The following is a 15,413-nucleotide window of genomic DNA, read 5'->3' on the forward strand; positions in this document are numbered from 1 at the left end:
GCCGCGGCCTTCTCCATTTCCGCCACGCGGCCGGTGCGGCGCACGCGGCGTACGTCGGGCTGGGACTGGGTCTGGTCCAGCACCGCGATGCCGGATGAATCGTAGCCGCGGTATTCCAGGCGCTTCAATCCTTCGATCAGTACCGGCACCACATCGCGATCTGCGATCGCTCCAACAATTCCACACATTGCAGAATATCCACTCAATCTGAAGCAAAAGGGGAAAGCGCCGCACAGGTCATGCCGGGCGCGCAAGAACTATCCATGTTCCAAGGCAACGAGCTCAGTCCTGGTCGGGCGCATGCTCATTCAGGACGCTACGTAGACCCTCCTGCCAACTCGGCAGCACAATTCCGAAATCGGATTGGAGCTTGGTGACATCCAAGTGCGAGTAGGCAGGGCGCTTTGCCGGGGTCGGGTACTCGGCAGTGGTGATCGCCTCGACCTTGGGTGCGCGTGCCAACCTGCCTGCCGCCACCGCCTCAGCAAAAATTGCTTCCGCAAAGCCATGCCAACTCGTCTCTCCGTTGGCGGTAAGGTGCCAGGTACCCGACAGGGCATCAGGATGCTGCAACACCTGCGCGGTTACATCGGCAATCAGTGACGCCGGTGTCGGCGTGCCCACTTGATCGGCGACCACGCGCAGCACATCGCGCTCGGCACCGACACGCAGCATGGTGCGCAGGAAGTTGGCGCTGTGCGAGGCGTACACCCACGCGGTGCGGAAGATCATGTGGCGGCCACCGGCCGCCCGCACGGCATCCTCACCGGCCAGCTTGCTTTCACCGTACACGCCCAGCGGTGCGGTGGCATCGTCCTCGCGATACGGACGGCTGCCCTGCCCATCGAACACGTAGTCGGTGGAGTAATGCACCAGCGGCACGCCTGCCGCGGCACACCAGCGCGCGATCACGCCCGGCGCCTCGGCATTGGCGCGCCACGCCGCATCACGCTCGCCTTCGGCACGGTCCACGGCGGTATAGGCCGCGGCATTGACCACCAGCGTCGGCTGGACCCGGTCGAGCACCGCCGCCAACGCGTCGGGCGCGTTGAAATCGGCGACCTCGCACGGGCTGCCATCGGCCAGCTGGCCGCTGCGGGTGGTTGCCACCACCTCGCCCAGCGGTGCCAGCGCGCGCAGCAGCTCCTGGCCCAGCTGGCCATTGCCACCGAACACCAGCACCGTCATGCGGTGAAGACCGGCAGGCGATCTTCGGCGATGTCCTTCAGGAACGGTGCCGCTTCGTCCTTGGCCGACAGGGTCGGGCCGCTGATCGGCCAATCCACGCCGATGTCCGCATCGTTCCAGCGCACGCCAGCGTCGAAGTCCTTGAGATAGACCTCGGTGCACAGGTAGCTGAACACCGCACGCTCGGAGAGCACGGCGAAACCGTGCGCGAAGCCTTCGGGAATCCAGAACTGCTTCTTGTTCTCGGCGCTCAGCACCACCGCTTCCCACTGGCCGAAGGTCGGCGAGCCGCGGCGGATATCCACGGCCACGTCGTACACCTCGCCTTCCAGCACGCTGACCAGCTTGCCCTGCGGGCGCGGCCACTGGTAATGCAGGCCACGCAGCACGCCCTTGGCGGAAGTGGAGACGTTGCTCTGCACGAACTTCGTCGGCAGGCCGTGCTGGCCGAAGCGCTCGGCATTCCAGGTTTCAAAGAAGAAGCCGCGTTCGTCGCCGAACACCGCCGGCTCGATCACCACGCAGCCGGGCAACCTGGTTTCAATGACCTTCACGGCACTGCCCCGCGCATGGCCAGCTTGTGCAGGTACTGGCCGTATCCATTCTTGATCAACGGCGCGGCCAGTGCCTCCAGCTGTTCGGCCGTGATCCATCCCTGGCCGAATGCGATTTCTTCAGGACAACACACCTGCAGGCCCTGGCGGGTCTGGATGGTCTCGATGAAGTTGGAGGCGTCCAGCAATGACTGGTGCGTGCCGGTATCCAACCACGCATAGCCACGGCCCAGCGGCTCCAGGTTCAATGCGCCTTCGTCGAGGTAGCGCTGGTTAAGGTCGGTGATTTCCAGTTCGCCGCGTGGCGAAGGCTTCAATTCGGCCGCGTAGTCGCTGGCCTTGCCGTCATAGAAGTACAACCCCGTCACCGCATAGTTGGAACGGGGCTGAGCCGGCTTTTCCACCAGCCCGATGACCTTTCCGTCCTTGTCGAACTCCGCCACGCCGTAGCGCTCCGGATCGTTGACCCAGTAGCCGAACACCGTGGCACCGGTTTCGCGCGCGTCCGCGCGCTTGAGAACATCGGTCAGGCCATGGCCATGGAAGACGTTGTCGCCCAGGACGAGGCAACTGGGTTTGCCGGCCAGGAAATCACGACCGATCAGATACGCCTGCGCCAGCCCATCCGGACTCGGCTGAGCGGCGTACTCGATGCTCATTCCCCACTGGGAGCCATCGCCCAGCAGCGCGCGGAACAAAGCCTGCTCGTGCGGCGTATTGATGATCAGCACTTCGCGGATGCCGGCCAGCATCAGCACGCTGAGCGGGTAATAGATCATCGGCTTGTCGTAGACCGGAAGCAGCTGCTTGCTGACTCCCTTGGTGATCGGGTACAGACGCGTCCCCGAACCGCCGGCGAGGATGATGCCTTTACGCTGGGTCATGTTTACTCCCTGTTTCACGCCGCAGTGCCAATGCGCTGCAGGCGGTAGCTTCCGTCCAGAACACCGTTGACCCATTCCTGGTTGGCCAGATACCAGTCAACGGTGAAGGCAATGCCCTGCTCGAAGGTGTACTTCGGCTCCCACCCCAACTGGTCCTTCAACTTGCTTGCATCAATCGCGTAGCGGCGATCATGCCCGGGCCGGTCGGCTACATAGGTGATCTGGCTGCTGCGCGGCTGGCCGTCGGCACGCGGCCGGCGGGCATCGAGCAGGGCACAGATTGCGTGCACCACTTCGATGTTTTCCTTTTCGGAGTTGCCACCCACATTGTAGGTCTCACCGACCTGGCCTTTTGCCAGCACGGTCCGGATAGCTTCGCAGTGGTCGGAAACGAACAGCCAGTCGCGCACCTGCCTGCCATCGCCGTATACCGGCAGCGGCTCGCCGGCCAGCGCCCTGGCAATCACCAGTGGAATGAGCTTTTCCGGGAAATGGTAAGGGCCGTAATTATTGGAACAATTGGTGGTCAACACCGGCAGGCCGTAGGTGTGGTGGAAGGCACGCACCAGATGGTCGGACGCAGCCTTGGACGCCGAGTACGGCGAATTGGGCGCGTACGGCGTGGTTTCACTGAACTTGCCGGTCTCCCCCAGAGTGCCGTAAACCTCATCGGTGGATACATGCAGGAAGCGGAACGCGTCGCCCTTCCCGGCCGGCAGCGCTTTCCAGTAGTCGCGCACAGCTTCGAGCAGGCCAAGCGTGCCTACCACGTTGGTCTGGATGAAGGCACCGGGACCGTCGATGGAGCGATCCACGTGGCTTTCCGCCGCGAAGTTCAGCACGGCATCGGGTTGATGCTCCGCCAGCAGCCGGGCAACCAGGTCCCGGTCCCCAATGTCTCCTTCAACGAAGACGTGGTTGGGGTCGCCCTCGATGGACGACAGGGTTTTCAGATTCCCTGCATAGGTGAGCGCGTCCAGATTGATGACGCGCACGCCTTTGGCGACGGCCTCAAGTACAAAGTTCCCGCCGATGAATCCAGCTCCGCCGGTGACAAGCCATGTTGGCACTACCCGTTCTCCTGTTCGGTATTCATGCTGGGAGGCAGTGGTTCCAGACCTCCGGTTAGCGGGAGAGGATACAACGGCCGGCTCCGAGAGGCGCCGAAATTGGTGAACCCAAGGCAAGAAAAATGGCGCGGCGCAGCATATGACCACAGCCACCATACGCATTCGCATGGTACGGCGTAGCCGGGTAGAATCGCAGTCCCACCCCCGAACCGGCTGCTGCCCCAGGAGCCGGACGTTCCCCGTTATTGAAGGATTCCGCACCAGATGAAAATCCTCGTCGCGTACAAGCGCGTGGTGGACTACAACGTCCGCATTCAGGTCAAGCCGGACGGTTCCGGCGTGGTCACCGACGGCGTCAAGCTGTCCCCCAATCCGTTCGATGAAATCGCGCTGGAAGAAGCCCTGCGCCTGCGCGACAAGGGCATCGCCACCGAAGTGATCGTGGCCACCATCGCCCCGGCCGATGCCCAGGCGCACCTGCGCAACGGCCTGGCCATGGGCGCCAACCGCGCCATCCACGTGGTCACCGACCAGGCCATCCAGCCGCTGACCGCCGCGCGCACCCTGCTCAAGCTGGTCGAGAAGGAACAGCCGGACCTGGTGATCCTGGGCAAGCAGGCCATCGATGACGATGCCAACCAGACCGGCCAGATGCTGGCCACGCTGTGGGGCCGCCCGCAGGCGACCTTCGCCAGCAAGCTGGACATCGCCGACGGCAAGGCCACCGTGACCCGCGAGGTCGACGCCGGCCTGGAAACGCTGGAAGTGGACCTGCCGGCCGTGGTCACCACCGACCTGCGCCTGAACGAACCGCGCTTCATCAAGCTGCCCGACATCATGAAGGCCAAGGCCAAGCCGCTGGAAACGCTGCAGCTGGCCGACCTGGGTGTTGAAGCCGCCGATACCTTCAAGACCACCCAGTACGCCGCGCCGTCCAAGCGCAGCAAGGGCGTGATGGTCAAGGACGCGGCCGAACTGGTTGCCGCACTCAAGCAGAAGGGGTTGCTGTAATGACCAAGATCCTCGTTGTTGCCGAACACCATGACGGCAAGCTCAACGCCGCCACCGCCAAGACCGTGAGCGCGGCCGCCGCCATCAGCGGCGCCAGCATCGACGTGCTGGTGCTGGCCGCCGACCCTTCGGCTGTGGCAGCCCAGGCCGCCGGCCTGGCCGGCGTGGCCAAGGTGCTGACCGTGGCCAATGCCGCCAACGCGCAGGCGCTGGCGCAGGTGCTGGCCCCGCAGATCGCGCAGCTGGCCAAGGGCTACACCCATGTGTTCGGCCCCTCCACCACCTTCGGCAAGGACCTGATGCCGTGCGTGGCGGCCCTGCTGGGCGTGAACCAGGTGTCGGACCTGATGACCGTGGAAGGCAGCCACAGCTTCAAGCGCCCGATCTACGCGGGCAACGCGATCATCACCGTGGACGTGCCGGCCGACCAGATCGTGGTCGCCACCGTGCGTGCCGCCTCGTGGCCGGAAGCCGCCAGCGGCGGCAGCGCCCCTGTGGAAGCGGCGAACGTGGATGCGGCCCTCCCGGGCCACACCCGCTTCATCGGCCTGGCCGCCGGCGCCACCGACCGCCCGGACCTGCAGAGCGCCAAGCGCGTGGTCTCCGGCGGCCGTGGTGTGGGTTCGGAAGAGAACTTCAAGGTGATCTTCCAGCTGGCCGACAAGCTGGGTGCCGCCGTGGGTGCTTCGCGCGCCGCGGTGGACGCCGGCTACGTGCCGAGCGACCTGCAGGTGGGCCAGACCGGCAAGATCATTTCGCCGGAGCTGTACGTGGCGGTGGGCATCAGTGGTGCCATCCAGCACCTGACCGGGATCAAGGACGCCGGCACCATCGTGGCGATCAACAAGGACCCGGATTCGCCGATTTTCGAGATTGCCGATATCGGCCTGGTGGGCGACCTGTTCACCCTGTTGCCGGAGCTGGAAAAAGCGCTGGGCTGAGGCCTGGCGCAGCAGGAACGACCGCATTCATTATCTGCCCCGCATGCCCCGGCCCAGCCGGGGCATGCCTTTAGTCATTTCCCTTGTCACGCGTTCGTCACATAGGATGCCGGACCACCCATTATCTGGAACCCCTGAGCAGGGCTGCCCACCACGGCAGGCACCGGCTCTGAGAAAAAATGGCCCCACAGAATTCGCACACCACCGTCCCGCCCCGTTATCGCCCTATTGACCTGCTGCAGATCGTCGTCGCCGCCCTCAGCTGTGTTTCCGCCGGCCTGATCGCACGACATACGTTTTCATTCGAGTACCACGCGGTCGCCGTGGTCGTTACAGCATTGCTTGTAGCGCCCTTGTTCGTCCTGCTGGCGCCGTCTTTCCGCAATATCGTCTGGGCTTCCATAACCAACGCTGCGTTGTGCCACCTGCTCCTGCTCGGGCACGCCGTGAAGGTCGCGGCGATGAAAACACCCATCCAGGCTGCCGATTTCGAAGCGGTTCCACTCCTCATCTCCACGCTTTCCGGCCGCTACCTGGTCGTTGGCGCGATTTTGCTGGTAACCCTGAGCGCGCTGCTGGTGCTGTGTTTCAAGCCGCGCAGGCGCTCGCTCCTGCCGCTCGGGCTGGGCCTGGGTTATTCAGTACTGGTGGTATTTACCTCCAGCGCTTGGGTGGGGCCCGCCGGCCGGCTCGTACACAACGTCCAGGCAGGCGCGCCGACCACGAAGAACTATGAAGAGTCCGCGCGCAAGAGTGAACAGCTGGAGCGCCTCAAGGCAGAGGGCGGGCTGCTGTACCTGCTGAAGGACTGGCAGGACATGCGCCGGGACATCGGTTTCATCCCCAACGCAGATGAAGTCGCATCGACCTCGCCAGTACGGTGGAGCGTGGCCACCGGCCCCAAGCCCAACCGCAACGTCCACATCGTGCTGCTCGAATCCATCTGGGACACCAGCGTGCTCGATGGCCTGGAAGGCACCGAGGATGCCCTGGATCCACGGTTCCGCGCCTTGTGGGAGCGTGCGGGCAAGCCACACGGCCTTTCGCCGGTGATCGGCGGTGCGACCGCCAATGCAGAGTTCGAAGTGCTTTGTGCGCTGCCGTCGCCGTCGAACTCGATCGCGTTCCTGGAAAGCATGAAGAACACCGCGCCCTGCCTGCCGGGACTGTTCCAGAAGCTGGGTTACCGCACCATGGCCAGCCACCCGCATCGCGCCTCCAACTGGGGCCGGGACAATGCGTACGCGCGCGTGGGCTTCGAAGAGTTCAATCCCGTGGAAGCGTTCAACCTGGATGACATGGATGGCCCGTTCCTGGCCGACGGATCGATGTTCAACCAGAACCTTTCCATGCTCGCCACCCAGTCTGTACGCCCTACCTTCAACTACGTAGTCTCGCTTTCCTCGCACTGGGCCTATGCGCGCAATACCAAGCGCCGTCCCGACAAGGTCGCTTTCAATGGTGGAGACGGGCTCAAACTGCTGCCCAACTACCTCAATGCCAGCGCCTACACCACCGGCGCCGTCATGGACTGGACCGAAAAGGTGCTTGCCGCTGATCCGGACGCACTGATCGTGATCTTCGGCGACCATGCCCCCGTGCTCGACAGCCAGCCTGATGTCTATCAGCGGCTCAACGGCAAGGTGTCCGGGCAGTTCAAACAAGGTGTCCGGGCAGTTCGACGGCCCCAATACACGCCGCCAGGTGGGAATGGCCCGGGTGCCGCTGCTGGTCATCGATGGTGAGGACGGACCGGTGAGCCTGCCCAATGACATCCCCCTGTTCCAGCTGGCCGACATCATCGGCAAGCAGCTGCATCGTCCGCGCCTGCTGCCGCAGCTGCACGACGCCTCCCGCATCGTGGTGCGCCCGGTGCTCGGCCAGCTGCTGGCCAGGATCGACGACAAATGGGTCAACTGCGGAACCCGCGAGGCGCCCCGTACGCGCACGGGCTGTGACCAGGCCTGGAATGAGCACAGCAGGAACCGGTTGATCCGCCAGGATCTGGTCGCCGGTTCGGCCCACTATCTACGGATGGCGGAATCGGACTCGCTGGTCCGCGACATGGTCCCGCTCGGGATCGTGCACACCTTCAAGGACTGCGAGTTCAAGGTGAAGTCCTGGGGGCCGAACAAGGCACGGGTGGGACAGCCGTTCAATCCAATGCCGGACGGCAACAGCAGCATCTGGATCACGTTCGAGCACCTGCGCGGAAGCCCGACCGTCCAGATCGGCCCGACCCTGGCACGGACCGTGGTGGGGGAAAAGGTCATCACCGCCGACCTGCCGACCGGCACGTTGACCGCCGTCGCGGGGGAACTGCCGGTCCGCCTGCAGTGTCCCGAGGAAAAAAGTGTGAAAATCGGCGCGCTCAAAATACACTAACGCCCGGTGAACGGCCCGAACCCGGGCCAGACAGCTGCACTTCCGGCGATCGCCCACCTCTGGTGGGCGATCGTCTTCACGCAGCTGTCCAATTCTTTTCACGCTGTTGCCGTAGTTTGTACGCGCGTTTCATCCCCGCAGCACTTCCGAGCCAGCCTATTGAACACGACGTCGACCAAGGCAGAACACGCCATTGAACCCAGTCAGCCGAACCTGGATGTCTCGGTGGTCGTTCCCGTGTATGGCTGCAGGAACTGCCTCGAGGAGCTCGTGGACCGCGTGACCCGCGCGTTGCAGGCCGCAGGCCGCTCGCACGAAATCCTGCTGGTGGACGACAACAGCCCGGACCAGGCGTGGCGGCGCATCACCGAGCTGTCGCAGCTCAATCCACAGGTGCGCGGCCTTCGCCTTGCGCGCAACTTCGGGCAACATGCCGCGATCAGCGCAGGCCTTGCGCACGCGAGGGGCCAGAGCATGATCGTGATGGACTGCGATCTCCAGGACGTGCCGGAAGAGATTCCCAAGCTGCTTGCCGCGCTTGAAGGCGACGTCGAGGTGGTGCTTGGCCAGCGCGTGGATCGCCAGGACAGCTGGGGCAAGCGGACCGGGTCGCAGCTGTTCTACCGCACGCTGGGCTGGTTGACCGACACCCAGTACGACCACAGCACCGCCAATTTCGGCGCTTACAGCCGCAAAGTGGTCGACACGCTGAACAACATGCCCGAGTCGGATCGGTTCCTGCCGTTGCTGGTGCGCTGGACAGGCTTCCAGACCCACAAGGTCGAGGTCTCGCACGGGCGCAGGACCGAAGGCAAGAGCAGCTACAGCCTCGGAAAGCTGCTGCAGATGGCGACCCGCGTTGCCCTCTCCTTCTCCGACAAGCCGCTGCGGCTGGTAATGACCGCCGCGCTTGCCATTGCCGCCATTGCCGCCGGTTTCGCGGTCTACAGCGTGTATCGATACAGCTCGGGTGACATCCGCGTGGCCGGTTTCACCAGCATCATCGCGTCCATCTGGCTGGTCGGAAGCATCATCATGGCCTGCATCGGCGTGCTGGGCCTGTACCTGGGCCGCGTTCACGGGGAAGCCAAGAAGCGGCCGCAGTACCTGATCTGGCAGGACACCCGGAAGCAGGCCCGATGAGCGCACGCAGGTACTTCCAGCATTCGGCCCCGGATTCGCGCCGGTTCGACATCCAGGTGTCGCGCGGTACGCTGGAGTCGATCGATGACGTCCCGCTTCTGGTCGAAGAGATCGAAGCGGACCCGGCCGACCTTGTGATCTTCCGCGTTCCGGCGGGCGAGACCGCGCTGGCCACCGCGCTGCAGCGACGCGGACATCAGGTCATCCATGCAGATACGCTGGTCTATTACGCCGCTGCGTTGGATCCGGCCGCCACCCGCGCCGAACCCCAGGTCTGCCTCGCGACGGCGGAACATCGCCAGGCCATTGCCGGGATTGCGGCGACGGGGTTCGCCAACTACCGGGCGCATTATTCGGCCAACCCGTTGCTGCCCCGCGACCTGGTACTTGCCGGGTACGTGGAATGGGCACTCAGTCGGCTGGAAGGCGAGCGGGCGGAAAGCCAGACCTGGGTCGTCTCCGAGGAAGGCACGGTCGCCGGCTTCGCGACCTGCGATGTGGGCGGGTCAACGGTCGAGATCGTCCTCAACGCCGTACATCCGGACTTCGAGCGCCGCGGCCTGTATGGGAAACTGCTGCGCCACATCCAGCATTACTACGCCGGGCTGTCGATGCAGGAACTGGTCATCTCCACCCAGATCTGGAACTACACGGTCCAACGCCAATGGTCGCGCGCGGGGCTGAAGCTCTTCAAGGCCTACGACACCTACCACCTGGACCGCCGCCTTGGGTTGAAGGAAGGCCAGGCATGAGCAAGGTGTTCCCCTGGTTGATGGTCGGAATGACCATCCTGCTCACCAGCTATGGCCAGCTCGTCATCAAATGGCAGGCATCGATCTTCAAGCCCGCCAGTGCAGGCTGGTTCGCCAAACTCCCCACCGTGATCCAGCTGCTGCTGCAGCCGTGGGTGGTTTCCGCCTTCGTGGCCGCCTTTGCTGCCTCGCTGTGCTGGATGCTCGCCGTGTCGCGGCTTGAGCTCAGCAAGGCCTACCCCTTCATGGCCCTGAATTTCCTGCTGGTATGCATCATCGCCGTTCCCCTGTTCGGCGAAACCTTCACGATGGCCAAGGCCATTGGCCTTGGCACCGTGATCGTCGGCCTGATCATCCTCAGCCAGGGTTGAACAGCCCCCCTCTAATCGTCCAAATAGGCGCACACATGATCCGCTTCAACCGCCCGTTCATGACCGGCAAGGAACTGAGCTACATTGAACAGGCACACGGCAATGGCCATCTGTCTGGCGACGGTCCGTTCACCAGGACCTGTCATGCGTGGTTCCGTGAACAGACCGGTGCCCGCACGGCCCTGCTGACCCACTCGTGCACCGCCGCCCTGGAGATGGCCGCGCTGCTGCTGCGCCTGGAGCCGGGCGACGAAGTGATCCTGCCGTCGTTTACCTTCGTTTCCACCGCCAGCGCTTTCGCGCTGCGCGGCGCGATTCCGGTCTTCGTCGATGTGCGCGCCGATACCCTGAACATCGACGAGAACCTGATCGAAGCCGCCATTACCCCGCGCACCAAGGCGATCTGCGTCGTGCACTACGCCGGCGTCGCCTGCGAGATGGACGCCATCATGGCAATCGCCGAACGCCACGGCCTGCGCGTGGTCGAAGACGCGGCGCAGGGGATCATGTCGACGTATCGCGGGCGACCGCTGGGCGCCATCGGCGACCTGGGCGCTTTCAGCTTCCACGAAACCAAGAACATCATCTCCGGCGAAGGTGGCGCGCTGCTGTGCCGGGACGACGAGTTCGGCGAGCAGGCAGAGATCATCCGGGAGAAAGGCACCAACCGCAGCCGATTCTTCCGTGGACAGGTCGACAAGTACACCTGGGTGGACGTTGGTTCGTCCTACCTCCCGGGCGAGATCACCGCTGCGTTCCTCGCCGCGCAGATCGAGGAAGCCGCTGACATCACGCGCAGGCGGCTTGCGATCTGGGACCAGTACCACGCCTGGGCAATGCAGCATGAGCTGGCCGGCCACGTACGGCGCCCGATCGTGCCTGCCCATTGCACGCACAACGCGCACATGTACTACCTGCTGCTTGCCATCGCTGGAGGCGCGCACCCGGTTCATCGAGGCGCTGAAGGAACAGGGTGTCCAGGCGGTATTCCACTATATCCCGCTGCACTCCTCGCCGGCCGGCCGCACCTTTGGCCGCACCGGATCGGAGATGACGGTCACTGACGACATCTCCGAGCGCCTGGTGCGGATGCCGCTGTGGATTGGCGTGGAAGAGCACCTGCCGACCATCTTCGCAGCCGCGGATAAAGCACTGGCAGGCTGAGCAATGAGCATGCCGACCCCCTCCGGGCGACTGCGGGCCAGCCTGCCTACCCTCGTCATCCTGGCGCTGGCGTCGTTCGCATTCGCCAACGCGGCTGTTTACATCTCCTACGCCAGCAATCCGTTCGTGGTGTCGGACGGCTGGTATTTCGTCGACGCGTTCCTGCAGAAGTACTACAACGGCGGCGTGACGCTGACCGACCTGTACATGAAGCGCAGCGCGGACGACCACGCCCAGCCCATCCACAAGCTGCTGCTGATCTGGAACGCGGATACCTTCTCGCTCGATTTCGTCGTGGAGTCGTACATCGGGCTTGCCATTGCCGCGCTCGCATGGCTGCTGATGCTGTTCGTGGTGAGGCAGGACAACCGGGACCATGGCAACGGCGCCTGGTGGATGCTGCTCCCGCTGGTTGCCGCTGCCGCCAGCCTTGTCTCGCTCAGTGGCGGAATGGCGTTCAACTGGTCGCTGGTGACACTCAGTTACCTCGGCCCCCTGTCCATGATCCTGCTGGCCATCGCAGCCTGGCAGGCGGTGGAGCGCCACAGGTGGCTGCCGATCCTGCTGATCGCGCCGGTCGTGCTGTTCACGATGGACGGCACGGCACTGATCTGCGCCATCAGCGCCACCTGCGCGCTGGCGCTGCGCGAGATCAAGTTGCGGGGGGAAAGCTGGCGGCGTACCTCCGCCGCGCTGGTCGTGATCGTCGTCGCTGCGATCGGCTACCGCCTTGCCAGCCACTACTACCTGCATACCTACATCGCGGCCCGCCACGGCGGCCCATCGGCGTTGCATGCGTTGATGGGATTCGGCCCGGGTGAACTGCTGAAGATGGCGCTTTCCATCGCCGCGCTTTCGGTGTCCGACCGCCCGCTGCTGCAACTCGTTTTCCCGCGCAAGGCAGAGCTGGTGCATCAGCTGCTCGGTGTGGCGGTGGTCGTGGCGCATGGGTGGTTCTGGTGGCGCGCGCTGCGCGACCGCTGGAACCAGAGCCAGTTCCTCGCCGTCACCCTCATGCTCTTCTGCTACGGTGCCGTCGCAGGCATCGTGCTGACCCGCGTCACGGAATTCGGGCCGGCCTACGCCTCGCAACAGCGTTACCTGCTGATGTACCAGCTCGGCACGGTGGCACTTGCACTGATGGCGGCAGGGTCGGATTGGCGCAAATGGCAATTGCCGCAACGCGGTATTGTTTCACTGGTGCTGGCCGGCGTGGTCCTGCTGCAGGTGCCCTTGACCTACGCGACCTGGCGGGAGGCGCCCTACGTTCAGGCCTGGGGTAACACCGTCGGACGCCAGATGATCCTGCTCGGCCATGACCCGGCTGCAACGCTTGCCCGATGCGAGCCCATGCTGACGGTCTGCAAGGCCAGCCGCGCCGAACGTGTCCGTTCCATCGAGCTGCTGCGCACCCACCGCCTCAACGCCTTCTCCAACCGGGTGCTCAACCGCCATTCCATGCAGGCGCTCAAGGCCGATCCGGGCCCACCGGAGCTTGTCCCCGCGCCGTGATCAATGCGCAACCCACCGGCTCGGTTACCGTGGTGAACATCAGCTCTCGTGAGGCTTCTGTGTCCACGAGGGCGATCCGGTCATCCGGCTGGAGTTCCACGGGGAGGGTTGCGCGGCCTGCCCGGCCCGCGATCGGGATGTCGAGGATGTCATCGTCCATCCGCACCGCTTTCATGCGCAGCTGCGTGTGCGCGGCGGCGGCCGGCAGGTGCCAGCGGACCTCCGCGGCGTGCCCATCGCCCTGCCCGCAACGGGTATCGGGAAGCGGCAGCACGCACAGCGTGCAATCGCCCCGTTGGCGACCTTCATCGACCACACGGTAAGGCACGGTGGATACATCTGCAGGTTTCCGCTGGCAACCTGCCAGCAGAACCATCAGCACTATCAATGCGGTCCGGCCTTTATGCACGTCTGGGCTCCCCCCCTGGAATTGCGCGCCATTGTAGCGGTGCGCACCGGATGACGGCCACGTGGGCGCCTGGCGGCCCGGCGGGCCCCGGCGCCGGCCAGGGAGCGATTTCCGCACGGACCGTGTATTGCGGGCGGCAAACCGCTAGCATATGCGGGCGCCTGCCCACCATTATCGAGGTCCAGGCGGACCGGGCTCCGCCAAGTCGGGGCTCCCACCGAATCTAAACGAAAATACTCGCAGAACATTATTATGAGCATCACTCGCACCAAGCACTGGATGTATGGCGCTACTGTTGCTGGCGCCCTTGCGCTGGCCGCTTGCTCTCCTTCCCCCCAGCCCGCAGCCGAGGAGAGCAAGGATGAAGCCCTGGCCCCGGCCCCCGTTGCCGCTGAGCCGGAAGTGAAGTCCATCGATGCCCTGGCCGGCCTGGCAGTGGTCCAGTACGGCCCGACGACGACCAAGGCACTTGCAGCCTCCGAGGCGCAGTCTGACAGCCGCGTCGACGTGTGGGTCAAGGCCGACCGCGACCTGGAAGGCTACGATGCCGCTGTCTGGCTGGACGGCAAGCGCTTGGACAACCGTGCCATCTCCGGCTCCACGGTGACCGGCTCGATTCCTGCTTCGATGCTCACCAAGGCCGGCACCCAGGCCCTGGAAATCCGCATCGGCGAAGATGGCACCGCGCTGAGCAGCACCAAGGTCGATTTCACCATCGAGTAAGTGCCTGCGCGGTATGTGAATGCGAAGAAGGGAGAGGCAGTTTCTGCCCCTCCCTTTTTTCTTGGGCGGACTGGCTAGAATAGGTCCAGCACCCCTTGAGCCAACCAGCTGAGTAGAAATGACTGAACGACGGAAGAAAGTAGTGATCGCCTTCGGCACGCGCCCCGAGGCCATCAAGATGGCACCGGTGGTCGAGGCGTTCAAACGGGACGGCTCGATGGACGTCATCGTTGCGGTCACTGCCCAGCATCGCCAGATGCTGGACCAGGTCCTCGAGTTGTTTTCAATCGTTCCGGACGAAGACCTTGACGTGATGCAGCCGGGCCAGACCCTGCCGGGGCTGTTCTCGCGGATCCTCACCGGCATGAGCGAGGTCATCGAACGGCATGCACCGGACCTTGTGCTTGTGCACGGCGACACCTCCACCACGCTGGCTTCGGCCATGGCTGCCTTCTACAACAAGGTCCCTGTTGGCCACGTCGAAGCTGGCCTGCGTACCGGGGATATCTACGCGCCTTGGCCGGAAGAAGGCAATCGGCGCCTTACCGCGCCGCTGACGCAGCTGCATTTCGCGCCGACCGAACGGTCCCGGGACAACCTGGTGCGGGAAGGCGTTTCACCGCTGGCGATCGAAATCACCGGCAACACGGTGATCGATGCGCTGTTGGAGGTGACCGCCAAGATTGATGCCGATACGGCGCTTTCCGCAGCAATGGAGGCGCGTTTCCCGTTCTTGGACGGCTCGCGCCGGATGGTCCTGGTCACCGGCCACCGGCGTGAGAACTTCGGCGACGGGTTTGAACAGATCTGCCTTGCGCTCAAGCAGCTGGCGCAGCGCGGCGATGTGCAGGTGGTCTACCCGGTGCACCTCAATCCCAACGTGCAGGAGCCGGTCAACCGGATCCTGCGCGACCAGGAGAACGTGTTCCTGATCCCGCCGCAGGACTACCTGCCGTTCGTCTACCTGATGATGCGCTCTGCGGTGATCATCACCGACTCCGGTGGCGTGCAGGAGGAAGCCCCTTCCCTGGGCAAGCCTGTACTGGTCATGCGTGATACGACCGAGCGCCCCGAGGCCATCGATGCAGGCACGGTGAAGCTGGTGGGGACCCACGCCGAGACCATCACCTCCGAGGCCAACCGCCTGCTCGATGATCCGCAGGCCTACGCCGCCATGGCGCGCGCCCACAATCCCTATGGTGACGGTGCCGCATCGCGGAGGATCGTGGAACGCGTCCTGCGCGGTTGATCGGAGCCGGCTGCCGCATGAAAAAACGCCCCTTTCGGGGCGTTTTTTTTTATTTCC

At 64.3% G+C, this 15,413-nt stretch carries 16 protein-coding genes and 2 pseudogenes; 12 read left to right on the forward strand and 6 right to left on the reverse strand.

Translation table 11 applies throughout. The annotated features are described in order from the left end of the window. The 5 genes and pseudogenes from QMX79_RS06160 to rfbB form a co-directional block, all read right to left on the reverse strand. Window positions 1-188 (reverse strand): annotated as a pseudogene (locus QMX79_RS06160) (glutamine--fructose-6-phosphate aminotransferase); the annotation flags it as partial. Between the two features lie 94 nt (window positions 189-282). Then, window positions 283-1,188: a dTDP-4-dehydrorhamnose reductase gene (rfbD, locus tag QMX79_RS06165; RefSeq protein WP_282245393.1), complete on the reverse strand. Its 906-nt coding sequence runs from the start codon at window positions 1,186-1,188 to the stop codon at window positions 283-285. Continuing rightward, on the reverse strand, window positions 1,185-1,742 hold the full coding sequence (gene rfbC, locus QMX79_RS06170) for a dTDP-4-dehydrorhamnose 3,5-epimerase (RefSeq protein ID WP_282245395.1): 558 nt from the start codon (window positions 1,740-1,742) through the stop codon (window positions 1,185-1,187). Before rfbC ends, rfbD begins: the two co-directional genes overlap by 4 nt. After that, window positions 1,739-2,626 carry a glucose-1-phosphate thymidylyltransferase RfbA gene (gene rfbA, locus QMX79_RS06175; RefSeq protein WP_282245397.1) on the reverse strand — a complete coding sequence of 296 codons (888 nt, stop codon included), beginning with the start codon at window positions 2,624-2,626 and terminating at the stop codon, window positions 1,739-1,741. Before rfbA ends, rfbC begins: the two co-directional genes overlap by 4 nt. Window positions 2,627-2,640: 14 nt before the next feature. Next, window positions 2,641-3,696 carry a dTDP-glucose 4,6-dehydratase gene (gene rfbB / locus QMX79_RS06180; RefSeq protein ID WP_282245399.1) on the reverse strand — a complete coding sequence of 352 codons (1,056 nt, stop codon included), beginning with the start codon at window positions 3,694-3,696 and terminating at the stop codon, window positions 2,641-2,643. Window positions 3,697-3,960: 264 nt separating this feature from the next. Between rfbB and QMX79_RS06185 the strand changes: the two genes are divergently transcribed. From QMX79_RS06185 to QMX79_RS06230, 10 genes and pseudogenes are all read left to right on the forward strand, one after another. After that, window positions 3,961-4,707 carry an electron transfer flavoprotein subunit beta/FixA family protein gene (locus QMX79_RS06185; RefSeq protein WP_282245401.1) on the forward strand — a complete coding sequence of 249 codons (747 nt, stop codon included), beginning with the start codon at window positions 3,961-3,963 and terminating at the stop codon, window positions 4,705-4,707. Continuing rightward, window positions 4,707-5,648, forward strand: a complete 942-nt coding sequence (locus QMX79_RS06190) for an electron transfer flavoprotein subunit alpha/FixB family protein (protein WP_282245403.1) — start codon at window positions 4,707-4,709, stop codon at window positions 5,646-5,648. The genes QMX79_RS06185 and QMX79_RS06190 overlap by 1 nt, the downstream gene beginning before the upstream one ends. 179 nt (window positions 5,649-5,827) lie before the next feature. After that, entirely contained in the window at window positions 5,828-7,393 is a 1,566-nt protein-coding gene (locus tag QMX79_RS06195; RefSeq protein ID WP_282245404.1) for an LTA synthase family protein, read from the forward strand. After that, window positions 7,359-8,033, forward strand: coding sequence for a hypothetical protein (locus QMX79_RS06200; protein WP_282245406.1), 675 nt, complete (start codon window positions 7,359-7,361; stop codon window positions 8,031-8,033). The genes QMX79_RS06195 and QMX79_RS06200 overlap by 35 nt, the downstream gene beginning before the upstream one ends. Before the next feature lie 159 nt (window positions 8,034-8,192). Further along, window positions 8,193-9,176 carry a glycosyltransferase family 2 protein gene (locus QMX79_RS06205; RefSeq protein WP_282245407.1) on the forward strand — a complete coding sequence of 328 codons (984 nt, stop codon included), beginning with the start codon at window positions 8,193-8,195 and terminating at the stop codon, window positions 9,174-9,176. Then, complete coding sequence (locus tag QMX79_RS06210; RefSeq protein WP_282245409.1) at window positions 9,173-9,928, forward strand: GNAT family N-acetyltransferase; 756 nt, start codon at window positions 9,173-9,175, stop codon at window positions 9,926-9,928. The genes QMX79_RS06205 and QMX79_RS06210 overlap by 4 nt, the downstream gene beginning before the upstream one ends. Further along, a complete protein-coding gene (locus tag QMX79_RS06215) occupies window positions 9,925-10,299 on the forward strand; it encodes a hypothetical protein (RefSeq protein ID WP_282245411.1) in 375 nt (124 codons plus the stop codon). Before QMX79_RS06210 ends, QMX79_RS06215 begins: the two co-directional genes overlap by 4 nt. A 59-nt stretch (window positions 10,300-10,358) precedes the next feature. Then, window positions 10,359-11,165, forward strand: a pseudogene (gene rffA / locus QMX79_RS06220) (dTDP-4-amino-4,6-dideoxygalactose transaminase); the annotation flags it as partial. Beyond that, a complete protein-coding gene (locus QMX79_RS06225; RefSeq protein ID WP_282245413.1) occupies window positions 11,143-11,463 on the forward strand; it encodes a DegT/DnrJ/EryC1/StrS family aminotransferase in 321 nt (106 codons plus the stop codon). The pseudogene rffA and the gene QMX79_RS06225, both read left to right, overlap by 23 nt. A 3-nt stretch (window positions 11,464-11,466) precedes the next feature. Beyond that, window positions 11,467-12,975, forward strand: a complete 1,509-nt coding sequence (locus tag QMX79_RS06230) for a hypothetical protein (protein ID WP_282245415.1) — start codon at window positions 11,467-11,469, stop codon at window positions 12,973-12,975. Here QMX79_RS06230 and QMX79_RS06235 read toward each other — a convergent pair. Continuing rightward, a complete protein-coding gene (locus QMX79_RS06235) occupies window positions 12,932-13,351 on the reverse strand; it encodes a hypothetical protein (protein ID WP_282245416.1) in 420 nt (139 codons plus the stop codon). The two genes, QMX79_RS06230 and QMX79_RS06235, sit on opposite strands and share 44 nt — an antisense overlap. Before the next feature lie 285 nt (window positions 13,352-13,636). On the opposite strand from QMX79_RS06235, the gene QMX79_RS06240 reads away from it, so the two are divergent. Continuing rightward, window positions 13,637-14,107 (forward strand): hypothetical protein, encoded by a 471-nt coding sequence (locus QMX79_RS06240; protein ID WP_282245417.1) that lies wholly within the window; start codon window positions 13,637-13,639, stop codon window positions 14,105-14,107. 118 nt (window positions 14,108-14,225) lie between these two features. Continuing rightward, on the forward strand, window positions 14,226-15,356 hold the full coding sequence (gene wecB / locus QMX79_RS06245; RefSeq protein ID WP_282245418.1) for a UDP-N-acetylglucosamine 2-epimerase (non-hydrolyzing): 1,131 nt from the start codon (window positions 14,226-14,228) through the stop codon (window positions 15,354-15,356). Window positions 15,357-15,413 lie beyond the last annotated feature (57 nt).

Origin of the sequence: Stenotrophomonas sp. PS02300, from assembly GCF_029959395.1 — a bacterium.
GTDB classification, from domain to species: domain Bacteria; phylum Pseudomonadota; class Gammaproteobacteria; order Xanthomonadales; family Xanthomonadaceae; genus Stenotrophomonas; species Stenotrophomonas maltophilia_AD.

Excerpts from the sequence above, each read along its gene's own strand:
- rfbD (WP_282245393.1), bottom strand. The coding sequence starts at position 1,188 with ATGACGGTGCTGGTGTTCGGTGGCAATGGCCAGCTGGGCCAGGAGCTG.
- rfbA (WP_282245397.1), bottom strand. The coding sequence starts at position 2,626 with ATGACCCAGCGTAAAGGCATCATCCTCGCCGGCGGTTCGGGGACGCGT.
- QMX79_RS06185 (WP_282245401.1), top strand. The coding sequence starts at position 3,961 with ATGAAAATCCTCGTCGCGTACAAGCGCGTGGTGGACTACAACGTCCGC.
- QMX79_RS06190 (WP_282245403.1), top strand. The coding sequence starts at position 4,707 with ATGACCAAGATCCTCGTTGTTGCCGAACACCATGACGGCAAGCTCAAC.
- QMX79_RS06195 (WP_282245404.1), top strand. The coding sequence starts at position 5,828 with ATGGCCCCACAGAATTCGCACACCACCGTCCCGCCCCGTTATCGCCCT.
- QMX79_RS06200 (WP_282245406.1), top strand. The coding sequence starts at position 7,359 with ATGGCCCGGGTGCCGCTGCTGGTCATCGATGGTGAGGACGGACCGGTG.
- QMX79_RS06210 (WP_282245409.1), top strand. The coding sequence starts at position 9,173 with ATGAGCGCACGCAGGTACTTCCAGCATTCGGCCCCGGATTCGCGCCGG.
- QMX79_RS06215 (WP_282245411.1), top strand. The coding sequence starts at position 9,925 with ATGAGCAAGGTGTTCCCCTGGTTGATGGTCGGAATGACCATCCTGCTC.
- QMX79_RS06225 (WP_282245413.1), top strand. The coding sequence starts at position 11,143 with ATGAGCTGGCCGGCCACGTACGGCGCCCGATCGTGCCTGCCCATTGCA.
- QMX79_RS06230 (WP_282245415.1), top strand. The coding sequence starts at position 11,467 with ATGAGCATGCCGACCCCCTCCGGGCGACTGCGGGCCAGCCTGCCTACC.
- QMX79_RS06235 (WP_282245416.1), bottom strand. The coding sequence starts at position 13,351 with ATGGTTCTGCTGGCAGGTTGCCAGCGGAAACCTGCAGATGTATCCACC.
- QMX79_RS06240 (WP_282245417.1), top strand. The coding sequence starts at position 13,637 with ATGAGCATCACTCGCACCAAGCACTGGATGTATGGCGCTACTGTTGCT.
- wecB (WP_282245418.1), top strand. The coding sequence starts at position 14,226 with ATGACTGAACGACGGAAGAAAGTAGTGATCGCCTTCGGCACGCGCCCC.